Origin of the sequence: Streptomyces sp. A0642, assembly GCF_004795105.1 — a bacterium.
In the GTDB taxonomy this organism is placed as follows: domain Bacteria; phylum Actinomycetota; class Actinomycetes; order Streptomycetales; family Streptomycetaceae; genus Streptomyces.
In genome coordinates this window covers 62,440-87,068 of the sequence record NZ_SSBL01000003.1, presented here as the reverse complement: position 1 = coordinate 87,068, position 24,629 = coordinate 62,440, and the positions used below count along the sequence as shown (strand labels likewise).

At 72.3% G+C, this 24,629-nt stretch carries 19 protein-coding genes; 10 read left to right on the top strand and 9 right to left on the bottom strand.

Annotated elements, in window-relative coordinates; genetic code table 11:
- Positions 1-43: 43 nt before the first annotated feature.
- The 3 genes from E6R60_RS07475 to E6R60_RS07465 form a co-directional block, all read right to left on the bottom strand.
- Positions 44-2,650 (bottom strand): PA14 domain-containing protein, encoded by a 2,607-nt coding sequence (locus E6R60_RS07475; RefSeq protein WP_168713558.1) that lies wholly within the window; start codon positions 2,648-2,650, stop codon positions 44-46.
- 226 nt (positions 2,651-2,876) lie between these two features.
- Positions 2,877-3,524, bottom strand: a complete 648-nt coding sequence (locus tag E6R60_RS07470) for a GAP family protein (RefSeq protein ID WP_136325643.1) — start codon at positions 3,522-3,524, stop codon at positions 2,877-2,879.
- A gap of 234 nt (positions 3,525-3,758) precedes the next feature.
- Positions 3,759-4,472 (bottom strand): (2Fe-2S)-binding protein, encoded by a 714-nt coding sequence (locus E6R60_RS07465; protein ID WP_136325642.1) that lies wholly within the window; start codon positions 4,470-4,472, stop codon positions 3,759-3,761.
- A gap of 224 nt (positions 4,473-4,696) precedes the next feature.
- On the opposite strand from E6R60_RS07465, the gene E6R60_RS07460 reads away from it, so the two are divergent.
- Entirely contained in the window at positions 4,697-6,049 is a 1,353-nt protein-coding gene (locus E6R60_RS07460; protein WP_136325641.1) for a DMT family transporter, read from the top strand.
- Here E6R60_RS07460 and E6R60_RS07455 read toward each other — a convergent pair.
- Positions 6,019-7,392, bottom strand: a complete 1,374-nt coding sequence (locus E6R60_RS07455) for a transglycosylase family protein (RefSeq protein ID WP_136325640.1) — start codon at positions 7,390-7,392, stop codon at positions 6,019-6,021. The genes E6R60_RS07460 and E6R60_RS07455 overlap by 31 nt on opposite strands.
- A gap of 162 nt (positions 7,393-7,554) precedes the next feature.
- Positions 7,555-8,148, bottom strand: coding sequence for a TetR-like C-terminal domain-containing protein (locus E6R60_RS07450; protein WP_136325639.1), 594 nt, complete (start codon positions 8,146-8,148; stop codon positions 7,555-7,557).
- 268 nt (positions 8,149-8,416) lie between these two features.
- Between E6R60_RS07450 and gndA the strand changes: the two genes are divergently transcribed.
- Positions 8,417-9,856: an NADP-dependent phosphogluconate dehydrogenase gene (gndA, locus tag E6R60_RS07445; protein ID WP_136325638.1), complete on the top strand. Its 1,440-nt coding sequence runs from the start codon at positions 8,417-8,419 to the stop codon at positions 9,854-9,856.
- 89 nt (positions 9,857-9,945) lie between these two features.
- Complete coding sequence (locus E6R60_RS07440; RefSeq protein WP_240802438.1) at positions 9,946-10,578, top strand: DUF2461 family protein; 633 nt, start codon at positions 9,946-9,948, stop codon at positions 10,576-10,578.
- Between the two features lie 265 nt (positions 10,579-10,843).
- On the opposite strand, the gene E6R60_RS07435 is transcribed toward E6R60_RS07440, so the two are convergent.
- A complete protein-coding gene (locus tag E6R60_RS07435; protein WP_206309337.1) occupies positions 10,844-11,725 on the bottom strand; it encodes a PhzF family phenazine biosynthesis isomerase in 882 nt (293 codons plus the stop codon).
- A 66-nt stretch (positions 11,726-11,791) separates the two neighbouring features.
- Positions 11,792-13,297, bottom strand: a complete 1,506-nt coding sequence (locus E6R60_RS07430) for an MFS transporter (protein WP_136325637.1) — start codon at positions 13,295-13,297, stop codon at positions 11,792-11,794.
- Positions 13,298-13,361: 64 nt separating this feature from the next.
- Here E6R60_RS07430 and E6R60_RS07425 point away from each other — a divergent pair, with 64 nt between their 5' ends.
- Positions 13,362-14,123 carry a winged helix-turn-helix domain-containing protein gene (locus tag E6R60_RS07425; protein WP_136325636.1) on the top strand — a complete coding sequence of 254 codons (762 nt, stop codon included), beginning with the start codon at positions 13,362-13,364 and terminating at the stop codon, positions 14,121-14,123.
- 329 nt (positions 14,124-14,452) lie between these two features.
- On the opposite strand, the gene E6R60_RS07420 is transcribed toward E6R60_RS07425, so the two are convergent.
- Entirely contained in the window at positions 14,453-15,283 is an 831-nt protein-coding gene (locus E6R60_RS07420) for an alpha/beta hydrolase (protein WP_136325635.1), read from the bottom strand.
- 481 nt (positions 15,284-15,764) lie between these two features.
- Between E6R60_RS07420 and E6R60_RS07415 the strand changes: the two genes are divergently transcribed.
- Positions 15,765-16,700, top strand: coding sequence for a helix-turn-helix domain-containing protein (locus E6R60_RS07415; RefSeq protein WP_136325634.1), 936 nt, complete (start codon positions 15,765-15,767; stop codon positions 16,698-16,700).
- A gap of 307 nt (positions 16,701-17,007) precedes the next feature.
- Complete coding sequence (locus E6R60_RS07410; RefSeq protein WP_136325633.1) at positions 17,008-18,837, top strand: alkyl sulfatase dimerization domain-containing protein; 1,830 nt, start codon at positions 17,008-17,010, stop codon at positions 18,835-18,837.
- Between the two features lie 300 nt (positions 18,838-19,137).
- Here E6R60_RS07410 and E6R60_RS07405 read toward each other — a convergent pair whose 3' ends face one another.
- The gene (locus tag E6R60_RS07405) at positions 19,138-19,833 is read right to left on the bottom strand and encodes a type 1 glutamine amidotransferase domain-containing protein (protein WP_136325632.1); all 696 of its coding nucleotides are present in this window, start codon (positions 19,831-19,833) and stop codon (positions 19,138-19,140) included.
- A gap of 140 nt (positions 19,834-19,973) precedes the next feature.
- Here E6R60_RS07405 and E6R60_RS07400 point away from each other — a divergent pair, with 140 nt between their 5' ends.
- From E6R60_RS07400 to E6R60_RS07385, 4 genes are all read left to right on the top strand, one after another.
- The gene (locus E6R60_RS07400; protein WP_136325631.1) at positions 19,974-20,933 is read left to right on the top strand and encodes a LysR family transcriptional regulator; all 960 of its coding nucleotides are present in this window, start codon (positions 19,974-19,976) and stop codon (positions 20,931-20,933) included.
- Positions 20,934-21,180: 247 nt separating this feature from the next.
- Positions 21,181-22,251 (top strand): Dyp-type peroxidase, encoded by a 1,071-nt coding sequence (locus E6R60_RS07395; RefSeq protein WP_136325630.1) that lies wholly within the window; start codon positions 21,181-21,183, stop codon positions 22,249-22,251.
- On the top strand, positions 22,251-23,048 hold the full coding sequence (locus tag E6R60_RS07390; RefSeq protein ID WP_136325629.1) for a family 1 encapsulin nanocompartment shell protein: 798 nt from the start codon (positions 22,251-22,253) through the stop codon (positions 23,046-23,048). Before E6R60_RS07395 ends, E6R60_RS07390 begins: the two co-directional genes overlap by 1 nt.
- A gap of 182 nt (positions 23,049-23,230) precedes the next feature.
- A complete protein-coding gene (locus E6R60_RS07385) occupies positions 23,231-24,592 on the top strand; it encodes a diaminopimelate decarboxylase (protein WP_136325628.1) in 1,362 nt (453 codons plus the stop codon).
- Positions 24,593-24,629: the final 37 nt, after the last annotated feature.

The window sequence follows — 24,629 nt, the reverse complement described above, 5'->3', positions numbered from 1 at the left end:
GTGGTCCGCCCGCCACAGGGCAGGACCACAGCGGCATGGAAGGTCAGACCGTCGGGCAGCCCGCCACGACGTCCTTCGACGCGTCGCGGATCAGCGCCCGCTGCGCGTCGTGGACCCGCTCGACGTCGGGCTTGACGACCTTGCGGTCATAGGTGAGCAGGCCGTTCAACTCACCCTCCACGTCGGAGATCTGCGTGTACACCGCGCCGTTGCCGCCCTTGCAGGCCAGCGCGTGCACCTCGTCGAGCTTGGTCAGGTAGTCGTCGGTGTACGTGGCCGGGTCGACCGCGATGTACGACTGCTGCACGGCCCAGGCGTGGCCAGGCACCGCGAGTCCCAGTCCGCCGTACTCGCCGCTCATCAGGGCCCGTCGGCCGTCCGGCCTCGGCAGCGCGGGGCTCGGGTAGCCGTGCTCGTCGATGATGTCCCCGGTGCCGCCGTCGACGCCCAGGTTGATCCCGGACATGCTGTTGACCAGGCGTGTCGGGTCCCAGGCCTTGGCCTGGTCGGCGATCCGGGCCTCGTCGTACTGGCCCCATCCCTCGTTAAACGTGACCCACATGACGACGGACGGGTGGTTCGCGTGTTCGTCGATCATCTCCTTCATCTCGTGCTCGTACTCGGCGCGCGCGGCGGCGGACGGGTTCACGGTGTTCATCGCCGGCATGTCCTGCCAGACCATCAGGCCCAGCTTGTCCGCCCAGTAGAACCAGCGGTCGGGCTCGACCTTGATGTGCTTGCGGACGGAGTTGAAGCCCAGCGCCTTGTGCATCCTCAGGTCGTACGCGAGCGCCTCGTCGGTCGGCGCGGTGTGCAGCCCGTCCGGCCAGAAGCCCTGGTCGAGGGTGGCCATCATGAAGACCGGCTTGCCGTTGAGCACGGTGCGGGGGGTGCCGTTCACCTTCTCGACGGCGATGGACCGCATGCCGAAGTAGCTGCCGACCCGGTCGGACCCGACCGTGACGTCGAGCCGGTAGAGGTGCGGGTCGTCCGCGGACCACAGGTGCGGGTTTGGTACGGGCACCTTCAGGGCCGAGCCGGTCCGGCCGGTGACCGCGCCCACCTTGCGCTTGCCGTCGTACGCGATCGCCGTCACCGGAACGCCGTCACGCACGCCGCGCGCCTCGACGGTGACGCTCTCGCCCGGGACGTCCGGGGTGAGCTTCAGCGCGTCCGCGTGGTCGGCCGCGACCGGTTCCATCCAGACGGTCTGCCAGATACCGGAGGACGGGGTGTACCAGATGCCGCTCGGGTCCAGGCGCTGCTTGCCCATCGGCGGGTTCTCGCCCCCCGCGGCGTCGGTCGGGTCGTAGACGCCGACGATCAGCTCCTGGCTGCGCCCGGGCCTCAGCGCGTCGGTGACGTCGGCGCTGAACTTGTCGTAGCCACCCTTGTGTTCGGTGACCTTGTGGCCGTTGACGTACACCTCGGACCGCCAGTCCACGGCGCCGAAGTTCAGCTGGAGCCGCTTCGCCGAGCCGACCTTCCAGTTCTTCGGCACGGCGAAGGTCCGGCGGTACCACATGCGGTCCTCGTGCCGTTCGATCCCGGAGAGCTGCGACTCGACCGGGTAGGGGACGAGGATCTTCTCGCCGAGCTTCCTGCCGACCGGCGGCTGCTCCCCCGCCTTCGCCGCGGCGAACTCCCAGGACCCGTTGAGGTTCTGCCAGTTGTCGCGGGTGAGCTGGGGCCGCGGGTACTCGGGCAGGGCGTTCCCCGGCCCCACCTCGTCGGCCCACTCCGTGCGGAGCTGGTACGTCGACCGGTTGGGCCCACTGGACCAGAAGGCTCCGACCGCCTTGCCGTCCTCTCCGGTCAGTGCGCCGTCCCCGTCGTAGCGGATGTCGGCCAGGCCCGGGGCGTCCCCGGTCCTGTTCCCGACGACGGGTTCCCGGAGGGCCACGGTCAGGCTGCGCGGATCGGCCGGATCGGCCTCGACCGCGCCGAGCGGCCATGCGGCACCGCCGATCACGGCGTCCAGGTGGTTCACGAGTCCGGCCGGAAGGGCGCCGAGCTTCTGCGCGAAGTCGAGCTTGAGGGTGCGTCCGTCGGCGAGAACGGTGGTGCCGACGGCCCCGTCGTACGCGAAGTCGTCCGGAAGCCGGAAAGCGGACTGCGGGACGGTCACCTTGGCGCCGCCCGGCTCCGTCCACTTGAGGTGGAGGTTGGAGCCTCCCTGATGCTCGAAGAACTCCACCTTGAAGTCGTAGGCGGTCCCGGCGCTCAGTTCGACCGGCTGGGAGGTCTGTTCGCGCTCCCAGTCGTCGACCCAGTGGTCGATGACCGGCTTCCCGTCGATCCAGAGACGGAAGCCGTTGTCCCCGATCATGGAGAACGTATGGGCGCCGGACTTCTCCGGCACGATCTTCCCGGTCCACCGGATGCTGGCGTCGTCGGCCTGTCCGGTGGCCGAGGTCAGCCGCGACTCCAGGGTCGGGAAGTCGATGGAGGGATCGAACCCGGTGGCCTTGAGATCGCCGAAGTCGAAGGCTCCCGGGGCGGACTGCGTGTAGTACTCCCCCTTCAGCCCTCGCACGTCGGAGGAGTCTCCGGGGTCCTGGCCGACCGCCGACGCGGCGGGTACGGCGGTCAGTCCTGCGGCGCCCACGGCGGCTGCCAGGAACAGAATCAGTCTCTTGTCGATGCGCACGGAACCTCCTCGCGGGGAAGGGTGGCGGCTCGCTGCCACGCGATGTACAACGTTGGAAGGATTGACCGTTGGCATGACAGCACGCCGCATGCGGCGCTGTCCAGGTCCATGACAAGCCCCGGTGCGGAGCGGAGGAATTCAGGAAGAGCCCACGTCAGATGCCTCGGCACGACGGCGCGCACCGGCTCGTCGCGCCGTCCTTCGGTGTGCCCGGCGGGACCGCGGATCAGACGAGCTGGTAGATGCTCTTGGCGACCAGCCACACTCCGGCGAGCAGGGACAACGTGACGATCACCTGGTCCTGATGAGTCTCGGTCCACTCGCGCAGCGCACCGAGCTCCGTGCGTGCCTTCTCGGGCCGGAACGTCGCGTACAGCTCCATCGCGATCAGCCCGGAGGTCGCCAGCAGGCAGAAGACCACCAGAGCCGCGTAGGAGGCGAGGGAGGTCAGATGCGCCTGGACGACGGTGGCGGCGCCCGCGGCGACCAGACCCCAGGGCTGCAGCAGAACGCCCAGTCCGGCGGCGGTCCAGCCGGAGGCGCTGTCCAGCCTTCCCAGCCACTTGGGGGTCCGGGGCGCCCGGCGGCCTCCGCCCCGGCTCCGCTTCCGCTCCGCGTAGACCACCATCGCGATGCCCAGCACCAGTTTGAGTGCCAGGGCGAGCGTGGAAGGGGCGCTTCTCGGGGCCGGGGGCTTGCCACCGGTCAGCAGGAGCACGGCGGCGAGCACCAGGACCAGGCAGCCGAGCCAGGCCAGGATGAACGCCAGTCCCTTGCGCACACCCCGGGGTGCGGACAGCAGCAGGATGAACGCGCTGTTGTGCAACGGCCCCGCGTTGATGGCCAGGCCGATGACGACGAGGTCAAGAACCATGCCTGATACCGATCGGCCTCGGGGTACGGGCACGGAGCCCGGCACCGGTGGTCCTCGCGGTGGACTGCTGCATGTCCGGGCTCCTCGGGGCGGGGACGGGGTGGCGCGGAGACGAACCGTTCCGCGTCGACTCCGACTTCGTAACCCGTTCGCCGCTCCCCGGCCCCCTTACGTGCCGAACCGCTCACGAGAGAAACCCGAAAGGCTCTGCCGTACGAAGGCGTGGCGCCCGTCTCATCCCCCGCCGGAGCGGCCCCGGAGCCGGCGCGGGGCCTCGTCGAAGACGCAGTCACCGCACAGGCCTCCGCCCGGGACGCGGTAGTAGAGGCAGCAGGTGCCCCTCCGGAAGCCCGGCCCGTGGGGCGCGCCCGTGCCGCGCAGATCCGGGTGGTCGAAGAGTTCGGCGGCCAGGGCCCGGGCGCGCGCGGCGACGTCGGGCCTGGCGTGGGCGCCCGCCCAGGCGATCAGCTGCCGCACGGCTCCCGCCAGAGCGGATCCGGCGTTCCCCCACAGCAGCCGGACCGGCACGGGGGTGTCCCTTCGGACCGCCTCGGCGAGCGGTGCGAGATGGCCGTACTGGACGGCCTCCCGGATCCGGGCGGCCGAGCCCGCACGCGCGGCTCCGCCCCCCGACCAGAGGTCCTGCGGTGCGGGCAGCCGTGGATCCCAGTGGAGGTCCTCGGCCCGCAGGCCGGGGACACCTCCCGTCAGGGCAGCCGCTCCCAGCGCGATGGACCACAGCCGCGCGGCGAGGCCCAGATGCGCCACGGAGGCGGCGACGCGGCGTTCGGACGTCCCGAGCCGCTCCGCGACCGTATCGATCCGGGCCGTGAGAGGTGCGCCCTCCCCCGCGTACAGCCGCGCCAGCGCGAGGTGCCCGCCGTCCGGTACCGGGGCCGTCCGCAGCGCGAAAAACCCGCCCGGGCCGCTCGCGTCGTCCCCCTCCATCGGCCTTCCTCCCTCCGCCCCGCCGCCCACCTGAGGTGATGCCACGGGTACCGGCAGTGCCGCGGCTCGCGGTTCACCGTATCCGTGCGGGATGATCGTTCTGACGTCGGCCGCAGGGAGGACTACCGTCGGGAGGAGGACACCGGGACCACTCCCGTACTACCAAAGCAGTAGGCCGAATCGCAGTCTCAGGGACGACGACGCGGCGGCTTTGAAGGGAGATCGTGGTGTACATGAGTTCCCTCGCGCTGTCCGTGCTGCTGTCACTGGTCTCCGCGGTCGCCTACGCGGCCGGGGCGATCGTGCAGGAGCGCGTGGCCACGGCCTCGGACGGCCGCTCCCTCGCACCGCTGCGTGACCGCGTCTGGTGGGCGGCGGTGGCGCTGAACGGCGTGGGCGCCGTCCTGCACGTGGTGGCGCTGGCGTACGGCCCGCTCAGCCTCGTCCAGCCGCTGGGCGCGCTGACCATCGTGTTCGCCCTGCCCATGGCCGCTCTCTTCGTACACCGCAAGGCCGGGGCCACCGCCTGGCGCGGGGCCGTCATGGCGACGGTGGGGCTCGCGGGACTGCTGGCCCTGACCGGGAGTTCCGACGCGCACACCCTGGGCGGGGCGGAGCAGCTGATGCTCGCCACCGTGACGTTCGGGGCGGTGGCCGCTCTCATCCTGGTCGCGAGGGCCATGCGCCGGCCGGTGATACGCAGCGTGGTCCTGGCCGGGGCGGCGGGGGTCGCCTTCGGCATCGCGTCGGTGTTCACGAAGACCGTGGCCATGCAGTGGACCTCGGGCTCGGTGGGCGCCGGCCTTCCCACGCTGCTGGTCATCGCCGCGCTCGCGGGAGCCGGACTGCTGCTGTCCCAGGCCGCCTACCGCGGCGCGGGTCTGACGGCCCCGCTCGCCACGGTGACCGTGGTGAACCCGGTGGTGGCCGCGGCGGTCGGCATCACGCTGTTCGGTGAGCAGTTCCGGCACGGCACGGCCGGCACGATGCTCGCCCTGGTCTGCGGGGCCGTGGCGGCCGGCGGACTGATCATGCTCACCACGGAACGGATGAGCGCGGAGCGCCGCGAGGTCGGGCAGGCCGGGGCCGGGCACGCGCCGGCCGCCGTCCGGGCGAGCAGGGCAGCGGGCGGCGCCGCTGTCGCCGCGCCCTCGGCGGCGTCCGTGCGAACGGGGACCTCCGGCGACGGCCCCGGGGATTTCACCGGGCCCGCCGGCTCGCCGGACCCGGTGGGCGGAGCGGCCGGCCCGGCGGATGCACCGGGCGACCCGGGTCGTCTGCCGCGGCCGGTCCGGTCGACGGCTCCGGCCGTGGCGACCTTGGGCGAGCCCGCGGTGCCGAGGTCGCCGGTGACGCCCGGCGAAACGTTTCCCGACCCTCTGCTGCTGCCCGTGCGGAGCCCACTGGAACGCCGGGTGGCTCAGTCCGCGTTCGGACCGGACCCGCAGCCGCTGGGCGGCGTCGGGCTCGGCGGCGCCGCGCGCAGGAACGCGTCCTCCGCGGGGTCCGCCGCCTCCGCCGCCGCGGCCGGTGACCGCCCCGGCGTTCAGACCCTGACGCCGCCCGCCCTGAGGTAGGCCAGCGGGTCGATGTCGGAGCCGTAGTCGGGGCCCGTCCGGATCTCGAAGTGCAGGTGCGGCCCCGTGACGTTGCCGGTGGAACCGGAGCGGGCGATGCGCTGACCCCCGCCGACGTGCTGGCCGGAGCGCACGAGGAGCGACGACAGGTGCGCGTACTGGCTGTACTTGCCGTCGCTGTGCCGGATGACGATCTGGTAGCCGTACGCCCCGCCCCAGCCCGCCGAGACGACCGTGCCGGCCCGCACCGCCTTCACCGATGTGCCGGTGGGCACAGGGAAGTCGACGCCCGTGTGGTAGCCGCTGGACCAGGAACCTGCCTGGTGGTACGGGGTGCCGATGCCTGCCGCGACCGGGGCGGTGAGCCCCGAGTGCTTCTCCGCCCGCTCGGTCTTGTGGCTCTCGGTCCTGTGGCTTTCGGCCTTCTTGGGCTTCGGCTTCGCCTGCTGGGTGTGCTTGGGCTGCTGCGTGTGTTTCGGGTGCTCGGTGTGTTTCGGCCGCTCCGTCGGCCTGGGCTCCGCCTTCGGGGGGTGCGACGGGCGACCGTGCTCCGGCTCCGCCGTCTTCTTCGCTGCGGGCGCCGCCTTGCGCCCGGCCGTCCGCTCGGCCGGGGCGTCCGCCTTCGGAACGGTGCCGGCGCCCGTCCTCGCAGGCCCCGCCAGGTCGAGGCTCAGGCGCTGGCCGGGAAAGATCAGGTCCGGGTCGTCACCGACGACCTTGCGGTTCGCCGAGTAGAGCCGCTGCCAGCCGCCTTCGAGGCGCCGGTCGGCCGCGATCCCGGAGAGCGAGTCCCCACGCGCCACGGTGTACGAATCGCGCATGCCCGGCACGGTGGTCGGGGTGGCCGGCGCCGAGACCGCTCTCGTCTCGGCCCTTGCCTGCGTGGAGGCCCGGGGCTCGGCCTTCTTCGGCGTCGCGACCGCTGCGGTCCGCTCGGTCTGCGTGCTGATGTCGGGGCCGTCACCGCCCCGCGTCAGGCCGGCCTTCCCGGAACAGACCGGCCACGCTCCCGGGCCCTGGCCGTCGAGGACCTTCTCGGCGATGGCGATCTGCTCGTCCCGGGTGGCCAGGTCCGCACGCAGCGCGTAGGCCGTGCCGCCGTACGCCGCCCAGGTCGACCGGGTGAACTGAAGCCCGCCGAAGTACCCGTTGCCCGTGTTGATGTGCCAGTTGCCGGTGGATTCGCACGCGGCGACCTTGTCCCAGACATCGGCTGACGCCGCGCCCGCCGAGGCCGCGGTGATGAGTGGCAGGGCAAGACCCGCGCCGCCTGCCGTGACCGTGAGCGAGGCACGGTTGATGCGGCTCGGCTGGTATCTGCGGTGCCGTCCGTTCGCGGCCATGACTTGGCTCCCCCACTGGCAGTAGGACACGTCGCAAGCGGTCAACGTATGGGCAGACAGCGGGTGATGACAAGAGCACAGCGAGTTCCGGCCACCCCGTGGCCGGGTCTCTCCGGCGCGGCAGCCGGCCTGGCCGCTCCCGGCCGCCACCCACCCGCGGCATCACGCGCCGCGTCCGCCCCCGCCGGTCGCCGAGGGCCAGTTGGCCAGCAGGAAGTGCAGGGCCTCGACCGCCCGCTCCCAGGACGTCTGCACGGCGCGCGGCGCACCGAATCCGCCGTCGGCCTCCAGCGCGGTGAACCCGTGGAAGGTGCTGCGCAGCAGCCGTACCGCATCCGTGAGATCGGGTTGGGTGAGCCCGTAGGCGCGCAGCATCGACGAGGTGGTCTCGATGGTCCGGTGGTAGGCGGGCGCTTCGGCGACGATCGCGGGGTCGACCCGCATCCGCGTCGCCTCGTACCGGCCCGGGCACTCCAGGGCGAAGGACCGGTAGGCGTCGGCGAAGGCGGTCAGCGCGTCCTTTCCGGCCCGCCCGGCCACGGCCGCCTCGATCCGGTCGATGAACTCCCCGGCGGCCAGCAACGCGACCCGGGTGCGCAGGTCGTGGAGGTTCTTGACGTGGGAGTACAGGCTGGCGTCCTTGACGCCGAAGCCACGGGCGAGCGCGGAGATGGTGACCTTGTCGAAGCCGTCCGAGTCGGCCAGGTCGGCAGCCGCCGCCACGACCCGGTCGGTCGTGAGCCCTGCGCGAACCATCCCCGCCCCCTCGTGTGCCGCCGTGCTTCCTAGGACCTTTAGCTTTTCTCCGAATATACACAGGCGGAGGGGCGGGCCGAGAGCACACCGGCCCGGCGGACGGGCCGGGCCACGGCACGCCGTCGGGGCGCTGAACAGGCCGTCCTCCACCCCCGTATCCATACTGGACATCGCGGCACCGCGGGCGAGCCGGCCCGCGATCCACGCCCGGCACCCTCGCGGCCGCGGGCCTTCCCCGGTCCTCCCCACAGACGGCAGGAGCAGACAGATGAGCGGCAGTGCGCAGATCGGCGTCACCGGACTCGCGGTGATGGGCCGCAATCTGGCCCGTAACTTCGCCCGCAACGGCTACACGGTCGCGGTGCACAACCGCACGACGGCGAAGACCGATTCCCTGGTGAAGGAGTTCGGCGGCGAGGGGGCCTTCGTGCCCGCGCACACGCCCGAGGAGTTCGTCGCGGCGCTGGAACGGCCACGCCGCCTGGTCGTCATGGTGAAGGCCGGAGAGGCCACGGACGCGGTCATCCAGGAGTTCGCCCCGTTGCTGGACGAGGGCGACGTCATCATCGACGGCGGCAACGCGCACTTCGAGGACACCCGGCGCCGCGAGAAGGAGCTGCGGGAACGGGGCGTTCACTTCGTCGGCGCGGGCATCTCGGGCGGCGAGGAAGGTGCGCTGAACGGGCCGAGCATCATGCCGGGCGGCTCCGCCCAGTCGTACGAGTCGCTCGGACCGATGCTGGAGAAGATCGCGGCGAAGGCGAAGGACGGCACGCCCTGCACCACCCACATCGGGCCGGACGGGGCCGGCCACTTCGTGAAGATGGTGCACAACGGCATCGAGTACGCGGACATGCAGCTCATCGGCGAGGCGTACCAGCTCCTGCGCGACGTGGCCGGATACTCCCCCTCCCGGATCGCGGACGTCTTCCGCACCTGGAACACCGGGCGTCTGGACTCCTACCTCATCGAGATCACCGCAGAGGTGCTCTCACACGTGGACGCGGCGACCGGCGAACCCTTCGTCGACGTCGTGCTCGACCAGGCGGAGCAGAAGGGCACCGGCCGCTGGACCGTGCAGATCGCGCTCGACCTGGGCGTTCCGGTCTCGGGCATCGCCGAGGCTGTCTTCGCCCGCTCCGTCTCCGGCCACACCGCCCTCCGCGAGGCCTCGCGCCACCTCGCCGGACCGACCGCGCACCAGCTCGGCGCGGACGAGGCGAAGGCCTTCGCGGACCAGGTGGAGCAGGCGCTGTACGCCTCGAAGATCGTCGCCTACACCCAGGGCTTCCACGAGATCGCCGCCGGCAGCGAGCAGTACGACTGGAACATCGACCTCGGCAGGATCGCCGCGATCTGGCGCGGTGGATGCATCATCCGGGCCGCGTTCCTCGACCGCATCACCAGCGCCTACGAAGCGCAGCCGCAGCTGCCGAGCCTCCTGTCCGACAAGAGCTTCGCCGAGGAGATCGCCGCCGCACAGGACGACTGGCGCACGGTGATCGCCACCGCCGTCACCCAGGGCGTCCCCACCCCCGCCTTCGCCGCCACCCTCGCCTACTACGACTCCCTGCGCGCCGAACGCCTCCCCGCCGCCCTCACCCAGGGCCAACGCGACTACTTCGGCGCACACACCTACCACCGCACCGACCGCGACGGCGCCTTCCACACCCTCTGGGGCGACGACAAGTCCGAAGTCGAAAGCTGACCGGCTCCGCGACCGGGGCCGGTGACGGAGCCGCCGGCCGGCCCGGGGACGCGGGACTCGCCAACGGCGGGCTGGGCTATCCTCCGCGCATGGAGCGACAGTTCACCGGCTGGCCGGAGCAGGCCATCGACGTGTTGTGGCAGCTCCAGGGTGAACCGGCCAGGGCGACCAGGGAGCGCTGCCGCGCCGACCGCGAGCGACTGGTCCGGCAGCCGATGATCGCCCTGCTCAACGATGTCGCGGACACCGACCCCCGGTACGAGGACTTCTCGGTCTGGCACTACCGCACCGGCTCCTGGTGGTGGCAGAACCAGAGCGCGGTGATCCGGCTCGGCCGCAAGGTCGAGATCGGTCTCCGGTTCTCCCTGGACGGCCTGCGGATCCAGGGCGCCTGGTGGTATCCCGACCCGGGCCAGGTGGACGCGTTCCGCAGGGCCGTGGCCTCCGAGGGCAGCGGCCGCGAACTGTCGGCCCTCGTCAACGACCTGCGGCAGAAGGGCTATGACCTCTCCGGGGACGTGATGCGACGCCCGCCGCGCGGCTGTCCGGCAGACCACCCCCGTGCGGACCTGCTGCGCCACCGTTCGCTGATCGCCGCCCGTTCTCTCGGCTGCGAGGAGTGGCTGCACACTCCCGAAGCGGTCGAGCGGGTACTCTCGGCCGCCACCGACCTGGACGCCTTGCTGATGTGGCTGGCCCGCCATGTGAAGCGCACCGCCTGACATACCCACGGCCGGCGGACTGACCATCTGGGCCCGCACGCACGCGTCCGGTGCCGCGGATGACGAGGTGGCCACGCAGGCGTCCGGTGCCGCGGATGACGAGGTGGCCGCCGACCAGAGACATGATCAGCCGGTCGAAGAGCGTCCGGCTCCCGTCGGCGCGCGCCGCGCCGGGCTCCTTGCGGGACCGGCCGTCGGATGGTTGACGGCCGGCCCGAGAGTGGGGCTTTCGTGGTGGCCACGGCGCACGAGTGTGCCGGGCGGGTCAGACGCCGATCGCAGCGCCGGTGACACGTACCCGCGGCTCCCCGGCGCGCAGGTCGACCTCCAGCAGAGACGGACGGCCCATGTCGTGGCCCTGGTGCAGGGTGAGGTGCGCGGCCGCCGGAACCAGACCGAGTTCGCGGGCGTAGGCGCCAAAGGCGGCGGCCGCGGCACCGGTGGCGGCGTCCTCCACCACGCCGCCGACGGGGAACGGATCACGGACATGGAAGACAGTGGCGGATTCACGCCACACCAGCTGCACCGTCGTCAGGTCGAGCCGGTGCATCAGGCGCAGCAACCGGTCGAAGTCGTAGTCGAGGTCGGCCAGTCGCTCGCGGGTGGCGGCCGCCAGGACCAGGTGGCGCACGCCCGCGAAGGCGATGCGCGCCGGGAGGGCGGCGTCGAGTTCGCCGGCCTCCCAGCCGAGCGCCGCCAGGGCCTCCGCGACATCGGCCGGCTCCACCTCGTACACCGCCGGTTCCACGCTGGTGAGGGTGGCCTTGAGCATGCCGTCCTCGCGTACGACCCGGACGGGCACCAGTCCCGCCGAGGTGTGGAAGTCGAAGTCACCTGTGCCGAGCCGTTCGCCGAGCGCCACCGCGGTGGCCACCGTGGCGTGGCCGCAGAAGCCGACCTCCGCCTTGGGGCTGAAGAACCTCAGGGTGAAGGAGCGGTCGTCGGCGGCGGGCCCGGGGGTGACGAAGGCGGACTCCGAATAGTCCAGGCCGGCGGCGATCGCCACCATCTCGTCGTCGCCGAGCGCCGTGGCGTCGAGGACGACGCCGGCGAGGTTGCCGCCGGCCGGGCTGGTGGCGAAGGCGGTGTAGTGCAGCACCTGCGAGATCGCCTTCGGTTCCGGAGTGGTGGTGTCGAGGTTCGTCATCGCGAAGTCCCATCGGTTGGTCGGAAGTGAAGTCGGAAGTGAAGCCGGGAGTGAAGCGGACACGGGTCACCTGGGGTCAACAGAAGGGCGGGCGCGGGTACCGCGTCCGGCGGTCAGGGCCAGCAGGGCGCCGGCGGCGAAGGCGGCTGCGGCGACCCCCGCCGACAGTCGCAGGCCGGCGGTGAAGCCGGCCGCCGTGGTGGCGAAGGTCCCGAAAAGGGCCACCCCCACCGCACTGCCGGTCTGCCGGGAGACGTGGAAGACGGCGGCGGCGATGCCCGCGCCGGAGGCCGGGGCGGCATCGATGACGGCGGCGGTGGCGGCCAGCGCCGTCATGGTCTGGCCGAGGCCGGTGGCGATCAGGGCGAACAGCAGGACGGGATACGGCGTGCGGTCCCCGGCGAGCAGCCAGCCGAGGAAGCCGAGCGTGCCCAGGAGCAGCCCCGCGGCCATCGGCACGTACGGGCCGGTCCTCGCGGAGATCCGGCTGAACAGCGGCGCCGCCGGCAGACCCATGCCCACCGACGGCAGCAGCGCCAGACCGGTGGCCAGGGCGCTGAAGCCGCGCTCCTGCTGGAAGTACAGGGTGGTCAGGAAGAGCATGCCGTAGTAGCCGAGGCTGATCAGCAGGCCCACAGCCGCGGTGGCCGCGAAGGCGCGCGAGCGGAAGAGCGAGGGCGGGAGCAGTGGCGCTCGCCGGCCGTCGGCGGCGGCGCGTGCTTCGAGGGCGCGTTCCACGGCGGCGAAGGCGGTCAGGGCAACGGCGCCGAGGCCGAACGCCGACAGCACCACCGGTGAGGTCCAGCCGCGCGTCCCCGCCTCGTTGAGGCCGCCGGCCAGTGCGACCAGACCGACGACGGCGAGCACCTGGCCCATGGGGTCTCCCTTGCGCGAGCGCGGCCGAGACCCCGGGGAGAGAGGTATCCGGCGCGTGCGGGCGGGGCGTGCGCCGGCCGGCAGGCACCTGAGGCTCAGCGCGACCGCCGCAACGGCGACGGGCACGTTCAGCCAGAACACCGAACGCCACCCGGCCGTGGCGATCATCAGCCCGCCGACCACCGGCCCTGCGCCGAAGGCCACCGAGGCGACCGCGCCCCAGACGGCGAGGGCGCGAGCGCGCGTCGCGCGGTGGGGATACGTCGCCTGGAGCAGGCCGAGCGACGCCGGCACCAGCAGTGCGGCCCCGCCACCTTGCACCAGCCGCCCCGCGATCAGCGCCCCCGCGGACCCGGCAAGGGCACAGGCGAGCGAGGCGAGGGTGAAGACACCGAGCCCGGTCACGAACATCCGGCGGTGGCCGAGCCGGTCGGCGAGCGAGCCACCGAGCAGCAGCAGGCCGGCGAAGACGGTGCTGTATCCGTCCACGGTCCACTGCAGTGCGGCGGCGCCGGTGCCCAGGTGGGTCCGGATGTCGGGCAGGGCGACGTTCACAACCGTCACGTCGAGCATGACGAGGAAGTAGCCGAGACTGAGCGCGATCAGTGGAGCCGGTGCGAGCTTCGCCGGGAGCCGGTCGCCGACGTCCTGCCGTGGCGGTGTCGTGGTGCGGTGAGCGAGATCCGATGCGGTCATGAGGAGATCATCGGGGCCCGACACTTCGTCGCCCGTCAAAGTGTCGCTGTCGTACGCTGCGGTCATGGACGGCGAACCGCTCAAACAGCAGACCGACATCGCCCGCGCCGCGGCCCTGATCGCGGATCCCTCGCGGGCCCGGATGCTCAAGTCCTTGGCCGACGGCCGGGCCCTGCCGGCGAGCGCGCTCGCGGGCGAGGCGGGCGTCAGTGCCGCCACCGCCAGCGTGCACCTGGGCAAGCTGGTGGAGGGCGAGTTCGTCACGGTCACCCGGCAGGGCAGGCACCGCTACTACCGGCTGGCCGGACCGGACATCAGCGCCGCACTGGAGGCGCTGGCACTGATCGCCCCACCACTGCCCCTCACCTCGCTGAAGCAGAGCAACCGCACCAACGCCCTGCACCGCGCCCGTACGTGCTACGACCACCTCGCCGGCCGGCTCGGCGTCGGCCTGATGGCCGCGCTGCTCGAACACCGGGTCCTGACCGGCCCCGACGGCGGCCACCGCGCCGAGGACGCGGTACGCGACCGGCCCGCCTCCTACGGGCGCGACGTCCGCTACGAACTCACCGATACGGGCCGGGAGCGCTTGGCCGCGCTCGGCGTCGACGCGGACCGGCTGCCCCCGCGCCGGCCTCCGATCCGCTACTGCGTCGACTGGAGCGAACACCGCCACCACCTGGCCGGCGGCCTCGGTGCCGCGCTCACGACCCGCCTCTTCGACCTGGACTGGGTGCGCTGGGGACCGGCTCCACGGCTCGTCCACGTCACCGAACGCGGAACCGAGGGCCTGCGGCGTTCCTTCGGGCTGACACTCGTGCTGTAGGAGGGACGGATGGAACGGCACCCGATCGAGACGTTTCCGACGCCGGCCGGGCAGCCCCCGATCCGCGCGAAGCGCTGAGCGGTGGGGGGCCGCAGAGCACGAGGGGGCGCACCCAGCCGGTGGGGGCAGCTTGGCCGGTTGGCTGGCATGCCGAGCAGAGGGGCGCATGGCCGTTTGGTGGGCATGCCGAGCAGAGGGGGGAACGCCCAGCACGTGGGGGGCACGTGCGGCCGCGGGTGAGAGCCACCGTGCCGCACCCGTCGGAGCGGCACGGTCTTTCATCCGCAGTAGCCCGTCGCCACCGCCGCACGCACACGTCGCCCGTCGGCTCAGCTGCGGGCGAAGGCGCGCAGGTCTTCGTTGAGTCGGTCCGCGTGGGTCGCGAACAGCCCGTGTCCCGCGTTCTCGTACACACGGAGCGTCGCACCCGGGATCAGGGCGGCCGAGCGGCGGCCCGTGAGGTGGAGCGGGGCGGAAGCGTCGGCGGACCCGTGCACGACGAGGACCGGGCAGTCGATCTTCGCCAGCTCCGGCACGAGATTCAGTGTGATCAGGTGATCGTTGAGGGCCGTCCCGGCCCGTGCCGTCGCCCCGTGGCAGAGATCCACCATGCGCGCCACGTACGCGTCCGACACCGGGTGGCCCGGAAGGTGGCGGGCGAAGAAGGCGTCCGCCCCGTCGGCGAAGAACTTCGCCCGGTCCTGCCGGAACGTCTCGTTGAACGCCCGGATGAGCTCTGGGTCCAGTCCCTCGGGGTGATCCGCGGACCGGGCCGGCCCCGGCGCCACTCCGCTGACGAGAGCGATCCGGGCCACCCGGTCACCCCCGTTGAGGGTCAGGTGGCGCACGACCTCGACGGTGCCGAAGGAGTGCCCGACCAGTGTGACGTCGAGCAGGTCCAGGTGGTCGAGCAGAGCGCCCAGATCCCCGGCCAGCGTATCGAGATCGAATCCGCCCCAGACGTCGTCGGACCTGCCGTGTCCTCGACGGTCGAGCCCCACGCACCGGAAGCCCTCGGCCGCCAGCGGCAGCATCTGGTACTCCCACATCCCGGTGCTGAAGTAGGAGCTGTTGACGAAGACGATGACGGGCCCGCTCGCCGGACCGTAATCGACGAAGTGGAGGCGGGTGTGATCCGTCGTGGACTCGAAGTACGGCATGAGGGGATCCCTTCATGAGGCGGTTGCGGGGTTGGCACCATGCTCGCCCGGTGCCATGGGCTCCGCCATTACCACCGAGGTCATGGCGGGAACGGCCAACAGGCTTCCCGCGCCGGGGAATCGGCCTGCGGAGCGGCGAACATCCCACCGGCGGGCGACGCCGATATCCCTGGTGCGGGCGGTCAGGACGCGCTCGACGACCACGGCAACGAGGGGCGCGGAGCTGTACGTTGCCCCCGGCCGCACCGGGACGAACCGTCCGGCGAGCCCGGCGACCACGAACCGTCCCGTGGGGCCGTGCGCGGGCGGCATCCACCGCCGGCCCGCCTGCCCCATGAGACCGCCCCCGAGCACTCGCGCTTCCGTGGTGATGTCGAACCGCCGCGAAGTCCGTTCCCCTGCGCATCCGAGACCCCCATCCTGTCCACGGGGCAGCCCGCACACGAGGGTCGGAAACGACGTGTCACATACAGTTCCGGACATGCCCACTGTCGCGCTGGCCGTCACCGACGGCATGCTCCACTACGAACTGTCCGTCGCCGTCGAGATCTTCGGGTCCGACCTGACCCACGTCGTGGACCCCTGGTACGACTTCCTCCTCTGCGGGAACGACCCGGTGCGCGTCGGCCGCTTCCGCCTCGAACCCGACCGCGGACTCGACCATCTCGCCGAGGCGGACACGGTGATCGTTCCCGGCTGGGCCGACACGGATCGCGAACCGTCCTCCGAACTGGTCGAGGCGGTGCGCGCCGCTCACGCGGCCGGTGCCCGCGTGGCCTCGCTGTGCACGGGCGCCTTCGTGCTGGGCGCGGCCGGGCTGCTCGACGGGAGGCGTGCCACCACGCACTGGGCCCACACCCGGGAATTGGCGCGGCGCCACCCGGCGGCCACCGTCGATCCGGACGTCCTCTACGTCGACAACGGCGACGTCCTCACCTCCGCGGGCAAGGCCGCCGCCATGGACCTGTGCCTCCACCTGGTCCGCCTCGACCACGGCTCGGCCAACGCCAACAGGATCGCCCGACGCCTGGTCATCCCGCCCCACCGGGACGGCGGTCAGGCCCAGTTCATCGCCACCCCCCTCCCCGCCCCCGGCAGCCACCCCCTGGGCGGGCTCTTCTCCTGGGCGTTGGAGCGACTGGACCAACCGCTCAGCGTGGAGGACCTGGCCCGCCAGGCAGGCATGAGCTCCCGCCACCTCGGCCGGCACTTCAAGCACCTCACCGGCACGACGCCGCTGCAGTGGCTCCACACCCAGCGCATCCGCCATGCCCAGGAACTGCTGGAGACCACCAACGCCACCGTGGACAGCATCGCCGTGGTCACCGGCATGGGCACGGCCACCACCCTGCGCCGCCACTTCCACCGCAGCGTCGGGGTCCCGCCCGACACCTACCGCCGGACCTTCCGCTCCTGAGCGGTGATCGGAAGGCCGGCTGCTCCCCCGCCTGTCCCGCCCGGCACCGGGCCGCGCGGGGCCCGCCCCGCCACCCTCGTCGATCCGGCCTCCGAGCCACCCGCGCTCGTGGTCAGCCCGACCCACCGGAACACAACCGGGGCGGTGGACGACCGTGCCGGCGCAGACGGGGGCGGGGACGACCGATACGTCGAAGACCGCGGAGCTGGGCCACAGCGCGGAAAGCACCGAGAGCTGGAGGCAAGTGACCGAGAGGCGCGTGACCTATTTACGCGCATATGGGTGCTTTCTAGGCTATCCCTTGGCTATGAATGATCTCGATTACAGCGACAGGTCCGACTTCGAGGACGCCGACCGGGGTTTCGTCGCCGCGCTCTCGCCCGCGGTCGTCCGGTCGGACGACGGGCGGGTGGTCTGGGACGGGGACGCGTATGCGTTTCTCGACGGGGACTGCCCGGCCAACGTGCACCCGAGCCTGTGGCGGCAGAGCCAGCTGTGCGGCAAGCAGGGCCTGTTCGAGGTGACGACGGGGATCTACCAGGTCCGGAACCTGGATCTGTCGAACATGACACTGGTCGAGGGCGACGAGGGGGTCATCGTCATCGACCCGTTGATCTCGGCGGAGACCGCGGCCGCCGCGCTCGCGCTGTACCGCGAGCACCGCGGCGACCGCCCGGTCACCGGCCTGATCTACACCCACTCGCACGGCGACCACTTCGGCGGCTCGCGCGGCGTCCTGCCGCACGGCCACCCCCCGGTGCCGGTGATCGCCCCGGCGGGGTTCCTCGAGCACGCGGTCGCGGAGAACGTGTACGCGGGCGGCGCGATGACCCGCCGTGCGGTGTACATGTACGGCGCGGAACTGAGCAAGGGCCCTGCCGGGCACATCGGTGCCGGGCTGGGGACGACCACGTCCAAAGGCACGATCACCCTGGTGCCGCCGACCGTGGACATCACGCGCACCGGTCAGGAGGAGACCGTCGACGGGGTGCGGATCGTCTTCCAGATGACGCCGGGCACCGAGGCGCCCTCGGAGATGAACTTCTACTTCCCCGACCGGCGGGCCCTGTGCATGGCGGAGAACGCGACGCACACCATGCACAACATCCTGACCCTGCGCGGGGCGCTGGTCCGCGACCCCCGTATCTGGGCGCACTACCTGGGCGAGACGATCACACTGTTCGGCGACCGGGCCGAGGTCGCTTTCGCCTCCCACCACTGGCCCACGTGGGGCCGGGACCGCATCATCGAGCATCTGGCCGGCCAGCGCGACATGTGGGCCTACCTCCACGACCAGACCCTGCGCCTGACCAATCAGGGACTGACCGGCGCGGAGATCGCCGAACGGATCGAACTCCCGCCCGCGATCGCGAACCGATGGGCCAACCGCGGTTACTACGGCTCCGTCAGCCACAACGTCAAGGCCATCTACCAGCGCTACATGGGCTGGTTCGACGGCAACCCCGCCCACCTGTGGGAGCACCCGCCCGTCGAGCAGGCCCAGCGGTTCGCCGCCGACTACGGCGGTGTGCCGGCGCTGATCGCCAAGGGCGAGGAGTACGCCGCGTCGGGGGACCTGCGCTTCGCGGCCACGCTGCTGGGGCACGCGGTCTTCGCCGCGCCCGGCGACTCGCTCGCCAAACAGGCGCTGGCCTCGGTCTACGAGAAACTCGGCTTCGGTGCGGAGAACGGCACCTGGCGCAACTTCTACCTGATGGGCGCCCAGGAACTGCGCGGCAAGGTCGCGCACACCGCGCTGAAGACGACCAACCCCGAGATGGCGATGGCTCTGACCGTCGACATGCTCATCGACTCGCTCGCCATCCGCATCGACGGTCCGAGCGCGTGGGACAAGCGGCTCACCATGACCTGGAACGTCACCGACGAGGGCCGCACCTGGCACCTCCTGCTCTCCAACGGCGCCCTCACCTACCGCAGCACCGATACCGCCCCGAGGACCGGCGCACCGGCCCCGGCCGCCGACCTGGCCCTGACCCTGACCAAGGCGCAACTGCTCGCGGTCCTGGCGGGCGAGGGCCTGGACGACGTGCAGGCCCAAGGCGACCCCGAGGTCTTCGCGACCCTCGTGAGCCTGCTCGACACTCCCGACCCCGACTTCGCGATCGTCACGCCGTGAGCAGCAGCGCCCGGCACGCTCCGGCTGCCGCACCCGGCACCGGGAGACCGTGGGCGAAAGCGGGGAGGAGGCACCGGTTCACGCGAGCGCAGGCCCAGCGGGGCCCGGCGGTGGCCGTGTTCCACCCGTGTCGCCTCCTGGTGCGGCGGGCACCGCCGCGCCGGGCTGCCGACGCGACGCGTGCGGGTCCGGGAGACCCGCGACGAGGAGGGCCGGCTCCGCCGCGGCCATGATCCGCAGCAGAGCAGCCGGGCCGGTGGTGGCCTCGACGAGCGCGGGGCACGGAACCCGGGAGAACCGTCAGCCGATCCTCTTCAGCAGTTCGTCGGCGAGCGGGCCGGCCGATGCGGGGTTCTGGCCGGTGACCAGGTTGCGGTCGACGACCACGTGCGGGGCCCACGGCTCGCCCTCCTGGAAGTCGGTGCCGACCTCCACGAGACGGTCCTGGAGCAGCCACTTGGCCTTGTCGGCGAAGCCTGCCTGGCTCTCCTCGGTATTGGTGAAGCCGGTGAGCCGGTAGCCGGCGAAGGCGTTGGCGCCGTCGTCCTTCGTTGCCGCGAGGACGGCGGCCGGGGCGTGGCAGACGATGCCGAGCGGCATCCCCGAGTCCAGCGCGCGCGTCAGCAGCCTGCCGGAGTCGGCGTTGACCGCCAGGTCCTCCATGGGCCCGTGCCCGCCCGGGTAGAAGACCGCCGCGTAGTCGGCGGGGTCCACGTCCTCCAGCTTCAGCGGACGCTGGAGCTCGGCCATGGCGGATACGGCCGCCGCCATCTTGTCGGCGTTCTCCTGGCCGTCGTTGAACTCGGGTGCCAGGCTGCCCCGGTCCACGGTCGGCACCACTCCACCGGGGGTGGCGACGACGATCTCGTGTCCTGCGGCCCGGAACCTCTCGTACGGGGCGACGACCTCCTCCGCCCAGAAGCCGCTCGGGTGTGCGGTGCCGTCGGCCAGGGTCCAGTGGTCGGATCCGGTCACCACGAAGAGGATCTCTGCCATGTCATGTCCTTCGGAGAGACGGGGCGGCCTGCACCCCGTGGGCTGTGCGCTCCGGCGGCCCCGTTCCTTCGGGCCGCCGTCACGCCGACGGATCCGACGCTACGGCGGGAGACCCCCCGGGTTCCAATAGGATCGCTGCCATGAGCGATAGGGAATCCAATGGGATGACGGGAATGGGGCAGACGGCCGCCCCCGGGCCGGCCGACCTCAATCTGCTGCGCACCTTCCTCGCCGTGCACCGTTCCGGTTCCTTCACCGCCGCTGCCCGCGCGCTGGGCCTGTCCCAGCCGACGGTGACCACCCAGATCCGGACCCTGGAGCGCCGGCTGGGGCGCGACCTGTTCGAACGGCAGGCACGTGGCGTGGTTGCGGTGCCCTTCGCGGACGCCCTCGCCGCCCGCGTCGCCGCACCCCTCGACGACCTGGCGGTGATCACCGGGGACGACAGCCCCGTCGGCGCCCCGGCCACCGGCCCTGTCCGGCTGGCCGGACCCGCCGAGCTGCTGTGCCTGCGGGTGCTCCCGGCGCTCGCGGCGCTCGTGGCCCAGGGCGTGCGGTTGCGCACCAGCGCCGGCCTGACGGACCCGCTGCTCGACGAAATGCGGTCGGGACAGCACGATTTGCTGATCGCGACCAGCCGTCCGCGGGGCCGCGCCCTCAGCGCCGTCCCGCTGATGGACGAGGAGTTCGTCCTGGTCGCGGCACCGGACGTCGCCGAGCGCCTCGGAGGTCCGCGGGCGGTCGCCGCCGAAGGGCCCGCGGTGCTGCACGGGGTGCCGCTGATCACGTACGCGGAAGACCTGCCGATCGCCCGCCGCTACTGGCGGCATGTGTTCGGCTCACGGCTGGTCTGCCCGGCCGCCGTCACCGTCCCCGACCTGCGCGGCGTCCTCGCTCTGGTCGCCGCGGGCGCGGGGTTCTCGGTGCTGCCCCGTTACCTCTGCGCGCCCGAACTGGCCTCGGGCGCGCTGACGTTGCTCGCTGATCCGGAGGACGCGCCGATCAACACGGCCTATCTGGTGCAGCGGCCGGGCCCCGCCGCGAACCCGCATGTGGACCTGGTCCGCGACCACCTCGTGCGGGCGGGCCGGGGCTGGTAGTCCCTCCGGCCCGGTCGGGTGGTGTTCCGGCCCGCGTGCCGTGCCGTCGGTGCTCCGCCCCCCTCACCGCCGCGTGCCGGGTGCCCGGCGGCTCAAGCGGTCGTACGCGTCGCCCGGCCGGGTGACCCGGAGTGCGGCGGGCCCCGGGATGTGGGTAAGTGGCAGCGGGGGTCCCCGTTCGCCGCGCCTGAGACGGGGGCCGTGTTCCACCGCGTCGTACCACCGAGTCAGCTCATGGAGCCGCCGCATGCCCGAGATCACCGAGGGACGGGCCGCGGCACAGCCCGTCGTCGCGCCCCTGAGCAGTGCGGCCCTGATCCTGGTGGCCACGATCGAGCCCGGGGGCGAGCCCGTCGTCCACGAGGCGCTGCCGGAGCTGGCCGCGTTCGCCCGCTCGATCGGATTCCGCTACCCGGACACCGGGCTGGTCTGCGTGACCGGGTTCGGATCCGATGCCTGGGACCGGTTGTTCTCGGGCCCCCGGCCCGCCTCGCTCCATCCCTTCAGGGAACTGCGCGGCGCCCGCCATCACGCCCCCGCGACACCGGGCGACCTGCTGTTCCATGTGCGGGCCGAGCGGATGGACGTGTGCTGGGAGTGGGCTTCGCAACTGCTGGACCGGCTGGGCGGCTCGGTGAGGGTCGTCGACGAGACGCAGGGGTTTCGCTACCTCGACCACCGGGACCTGCTCGGGTTCGTCGACGGCACCGAGAACCCGGTGGGCGATGACGCCCGGTCGGCGGCTCTCGTCGGGGACGAGGACCCCGCCTTCGCCGGCGGCAGCTATGTCGTCGTACAGAAGTACCTGCACGACCTGACCTCGTGGAACGCCCTGTCGACCGAGGAGCAGGAGCGGGTGATCGGGCGGACGAAGTTCACCGACATCGAGATGGCCGACGACGTCAAACCCGCCGACTCGCATGTCGCGCGGACCACCCTCACGGATCCGGACGGCACCGAGCGCGACATCCTGCGCGCCAACATGCCGTTCGGCAGCTTCGGGAAGGGCGAGTTCGGCACGTACTTCATCGGATTCGCCGCCGACCCCGAGGTCACCGAGCGGATGCTCCGCAACATGTTCCTCGGCGACCCGGACGTCACCCACGACCGCATCCTCGACTTCTCGACCGCGGTCACCGGCACGCTCTTCCACGCCCCCGGCGCCGACTTCCTCGACGCCCCGCCGCCGTTGCCCGCCTCCGCCGAGGCCACGCCCCAGCCGGAGCCCGCGTCCGCGCCGGCGCCGAGGGCCGTGGTCACGCCGACGGTCCGGGACGGTTCGCTGCGCATCGGCAGCCTGCAAGAAAGCGTCCAGTGATGAACAACCTCCACCGCGAACTCGCCCCTGTCACCCAGGCCGCCTGGGACCAGATCGAAGAGGAGGCCCGGCGCACCTTCACCCGCCATCTGGCCGGCCGCCGCGTCGTCGACGTCAGCGATCCCCAGGGTCCACGACTGGCGGCGGTCGGCGACGGCCATCTGCGCGACATCGATCCGCCCACCCCCGACGTCATCGCCCGGGCCCGCACGTCGATGCCGGTCATCGAGTGGCGGGTGCCGTTCACCGTGACGCGGGCGGCCGTCGACGACGTGGAGCGCGGCTCGGACGACAGCGACTGGCAGCCCGTCAAGGACGCGGCGCGCACCTGTGCGTTCGCCGAGGACATGGCGATCATCGACGGATACGCCTCGGCCGGGATCGCCGGTCTGCGCAACGGCTCCTCGCACACCCCGTTGCCGTTGCCCGCCGACGCGCGGGACTACCCCGCCACGGTCAGCCAGGCGCTGACCCGGCTGCGTCTCGCCGGCGTGGACGGCCCGTACCGGCTGCTGCTGGGCGCGGACGCGTTCACGGAGGCGACCGAAACGTCCGACCACGGCTATCCCGTCTCCACCCACCTGGCGCGGCTGCTGGACGACCAGATCCTGTGGGCGCCGGCCGTCGCGGGCGGGCTGCTGCTGTCCACCCGGGGCGGCGACTTCGAGCTGTGCCTGGGCGAGGACCTGTCCATCGGCTACCAGGACCATGACGCCACCGACATCAGGCTGTACTTCCATCAGTCGTTCACCTTCCGGATGCTGACGCCGGAGGCCGTGGTCCCGATCATCGCCTGAGCGGCGGCGGAGAGGGATCTCCGGACGGTCCCGGCATCCGCCGCTCGTCCCGTTCGCCGTCCGCCTCACCGGACGGGTTCGCCGTGGTCCGTACGGTCCACCGGCCGCCCGGCCGGGGGTCCGCACCGATGTCGTCCTGTGGGACGGAGACTGGGGGCCGACCGATCACCGCATCCGATGCCATGAGCCTTTCCCCTTCGCCCGCCTCCTCGCCCTCCTCCGCGCGTGTCGCGGCGGCGGTCCGCCACGCCGTCGCGGCCGGCCTGCTCGGCGAGGCCGGCCCCGTCGCCGGATTCGTCGACACGGACGGCGTACGCGGCTCGGTCGCCGCGCTCCACGAGGCGTTCGCCGAGGCGCCCGGGGTGCTCCACACCTTCGCCGCGAAGGCCGCCTCCCTCGTGCCGGTGCTGCGTCTCCTGGCGGATCGCGGCATGGGATGCGAGGTCGCGAGCCCCGGTGAACTGCGGATCGCGCTCGAAGCCGGGTTCGCACCGGCGAAGATCGTCCTCGACTCCCCCGTCAAGACGCGTGACGAGATCCGCCGGGCGCTGGCGCTCGGTGTGGCGCTCAACGCCGACAGCCTCGACGAGGTGCGCCGGATCGCTTCCCTTCGGCCCTCCGACGCGGCCTCCGTCATCGGTCTCCGCGTCAACCCCCAGGTCGGGGGCGGGGCCATCGACGCGACGAGCACGGCCGCGGCCACCTCCAAGCCCGGCGTGGCGCTGCGCGATCCCGGCGCGCGCGACCGGGTGGTGGAGTCCTTCGCGGCACACCCGTGGCTGACCCGTCTGCACACGCATACCGGTGCCCAGGGGTGTTCCCTGGAGCTGATCGCGGCGGGCGTCGGCGAGACGTATCTGCTGGCCGAGGAGATCAACACCCGGCTCGGGCGCAGACAGGTCACCGGCCTCGGCATCGGCGGCGGTCTGCCGGCCGGCTCCGCCGGCGAGACGGCTGGTCCCCCGTTCGCCGGCTACGTGGCCGCCCTGCGCCGGGCGGTGCCGGGGCTGCTCGACGGGCGGTACGAACTCGTCACCGGGTTCGGCCGGTCGCTGATGGCGCAGCACGGCTTCATCGGCGCGCTGGTGGAGTCCACGAAGGACGCCGGGGGCCGGCGGATCGCCCTGACCCACGCCGGCGCGCAGACCGCCACCCGTACCGTCTTCATGCCGGAGACCCGGCCGCTGCGGGTGGGCGCGTTCGACGCCGAAGGTCTGCCGAAAGCCGGACCGGCGCTCGTCCAGGACATCGCGGGGCCCTGCTGCTTCGCGGGGGATGTCGTCGCACACGCCCGGGAGCTGCCCGAACTGCGGGCGGGCGACTTCGTGGTGCTGTACGACACCGGCGCGTACTGCTTCTCCACGCCGTGGGCCTACAACAGCCTGCCGCGGCCCGCGGTGTACGGGTTCCGCGCGGTGACGGGGGCGGGGCCCGACGGCCCCGCGGTCCGGTTCGCCCCGGTGCGTGACGCACAGTCGCTGGACTCGATCGCCGCCGAGAGCGGCCTCGCGCACGCTGATGCCCTGCTGGAGCTGGACGCCTGAACCCGGCCCCGGGGAGTTCCCCGACGACCGCTTCGAT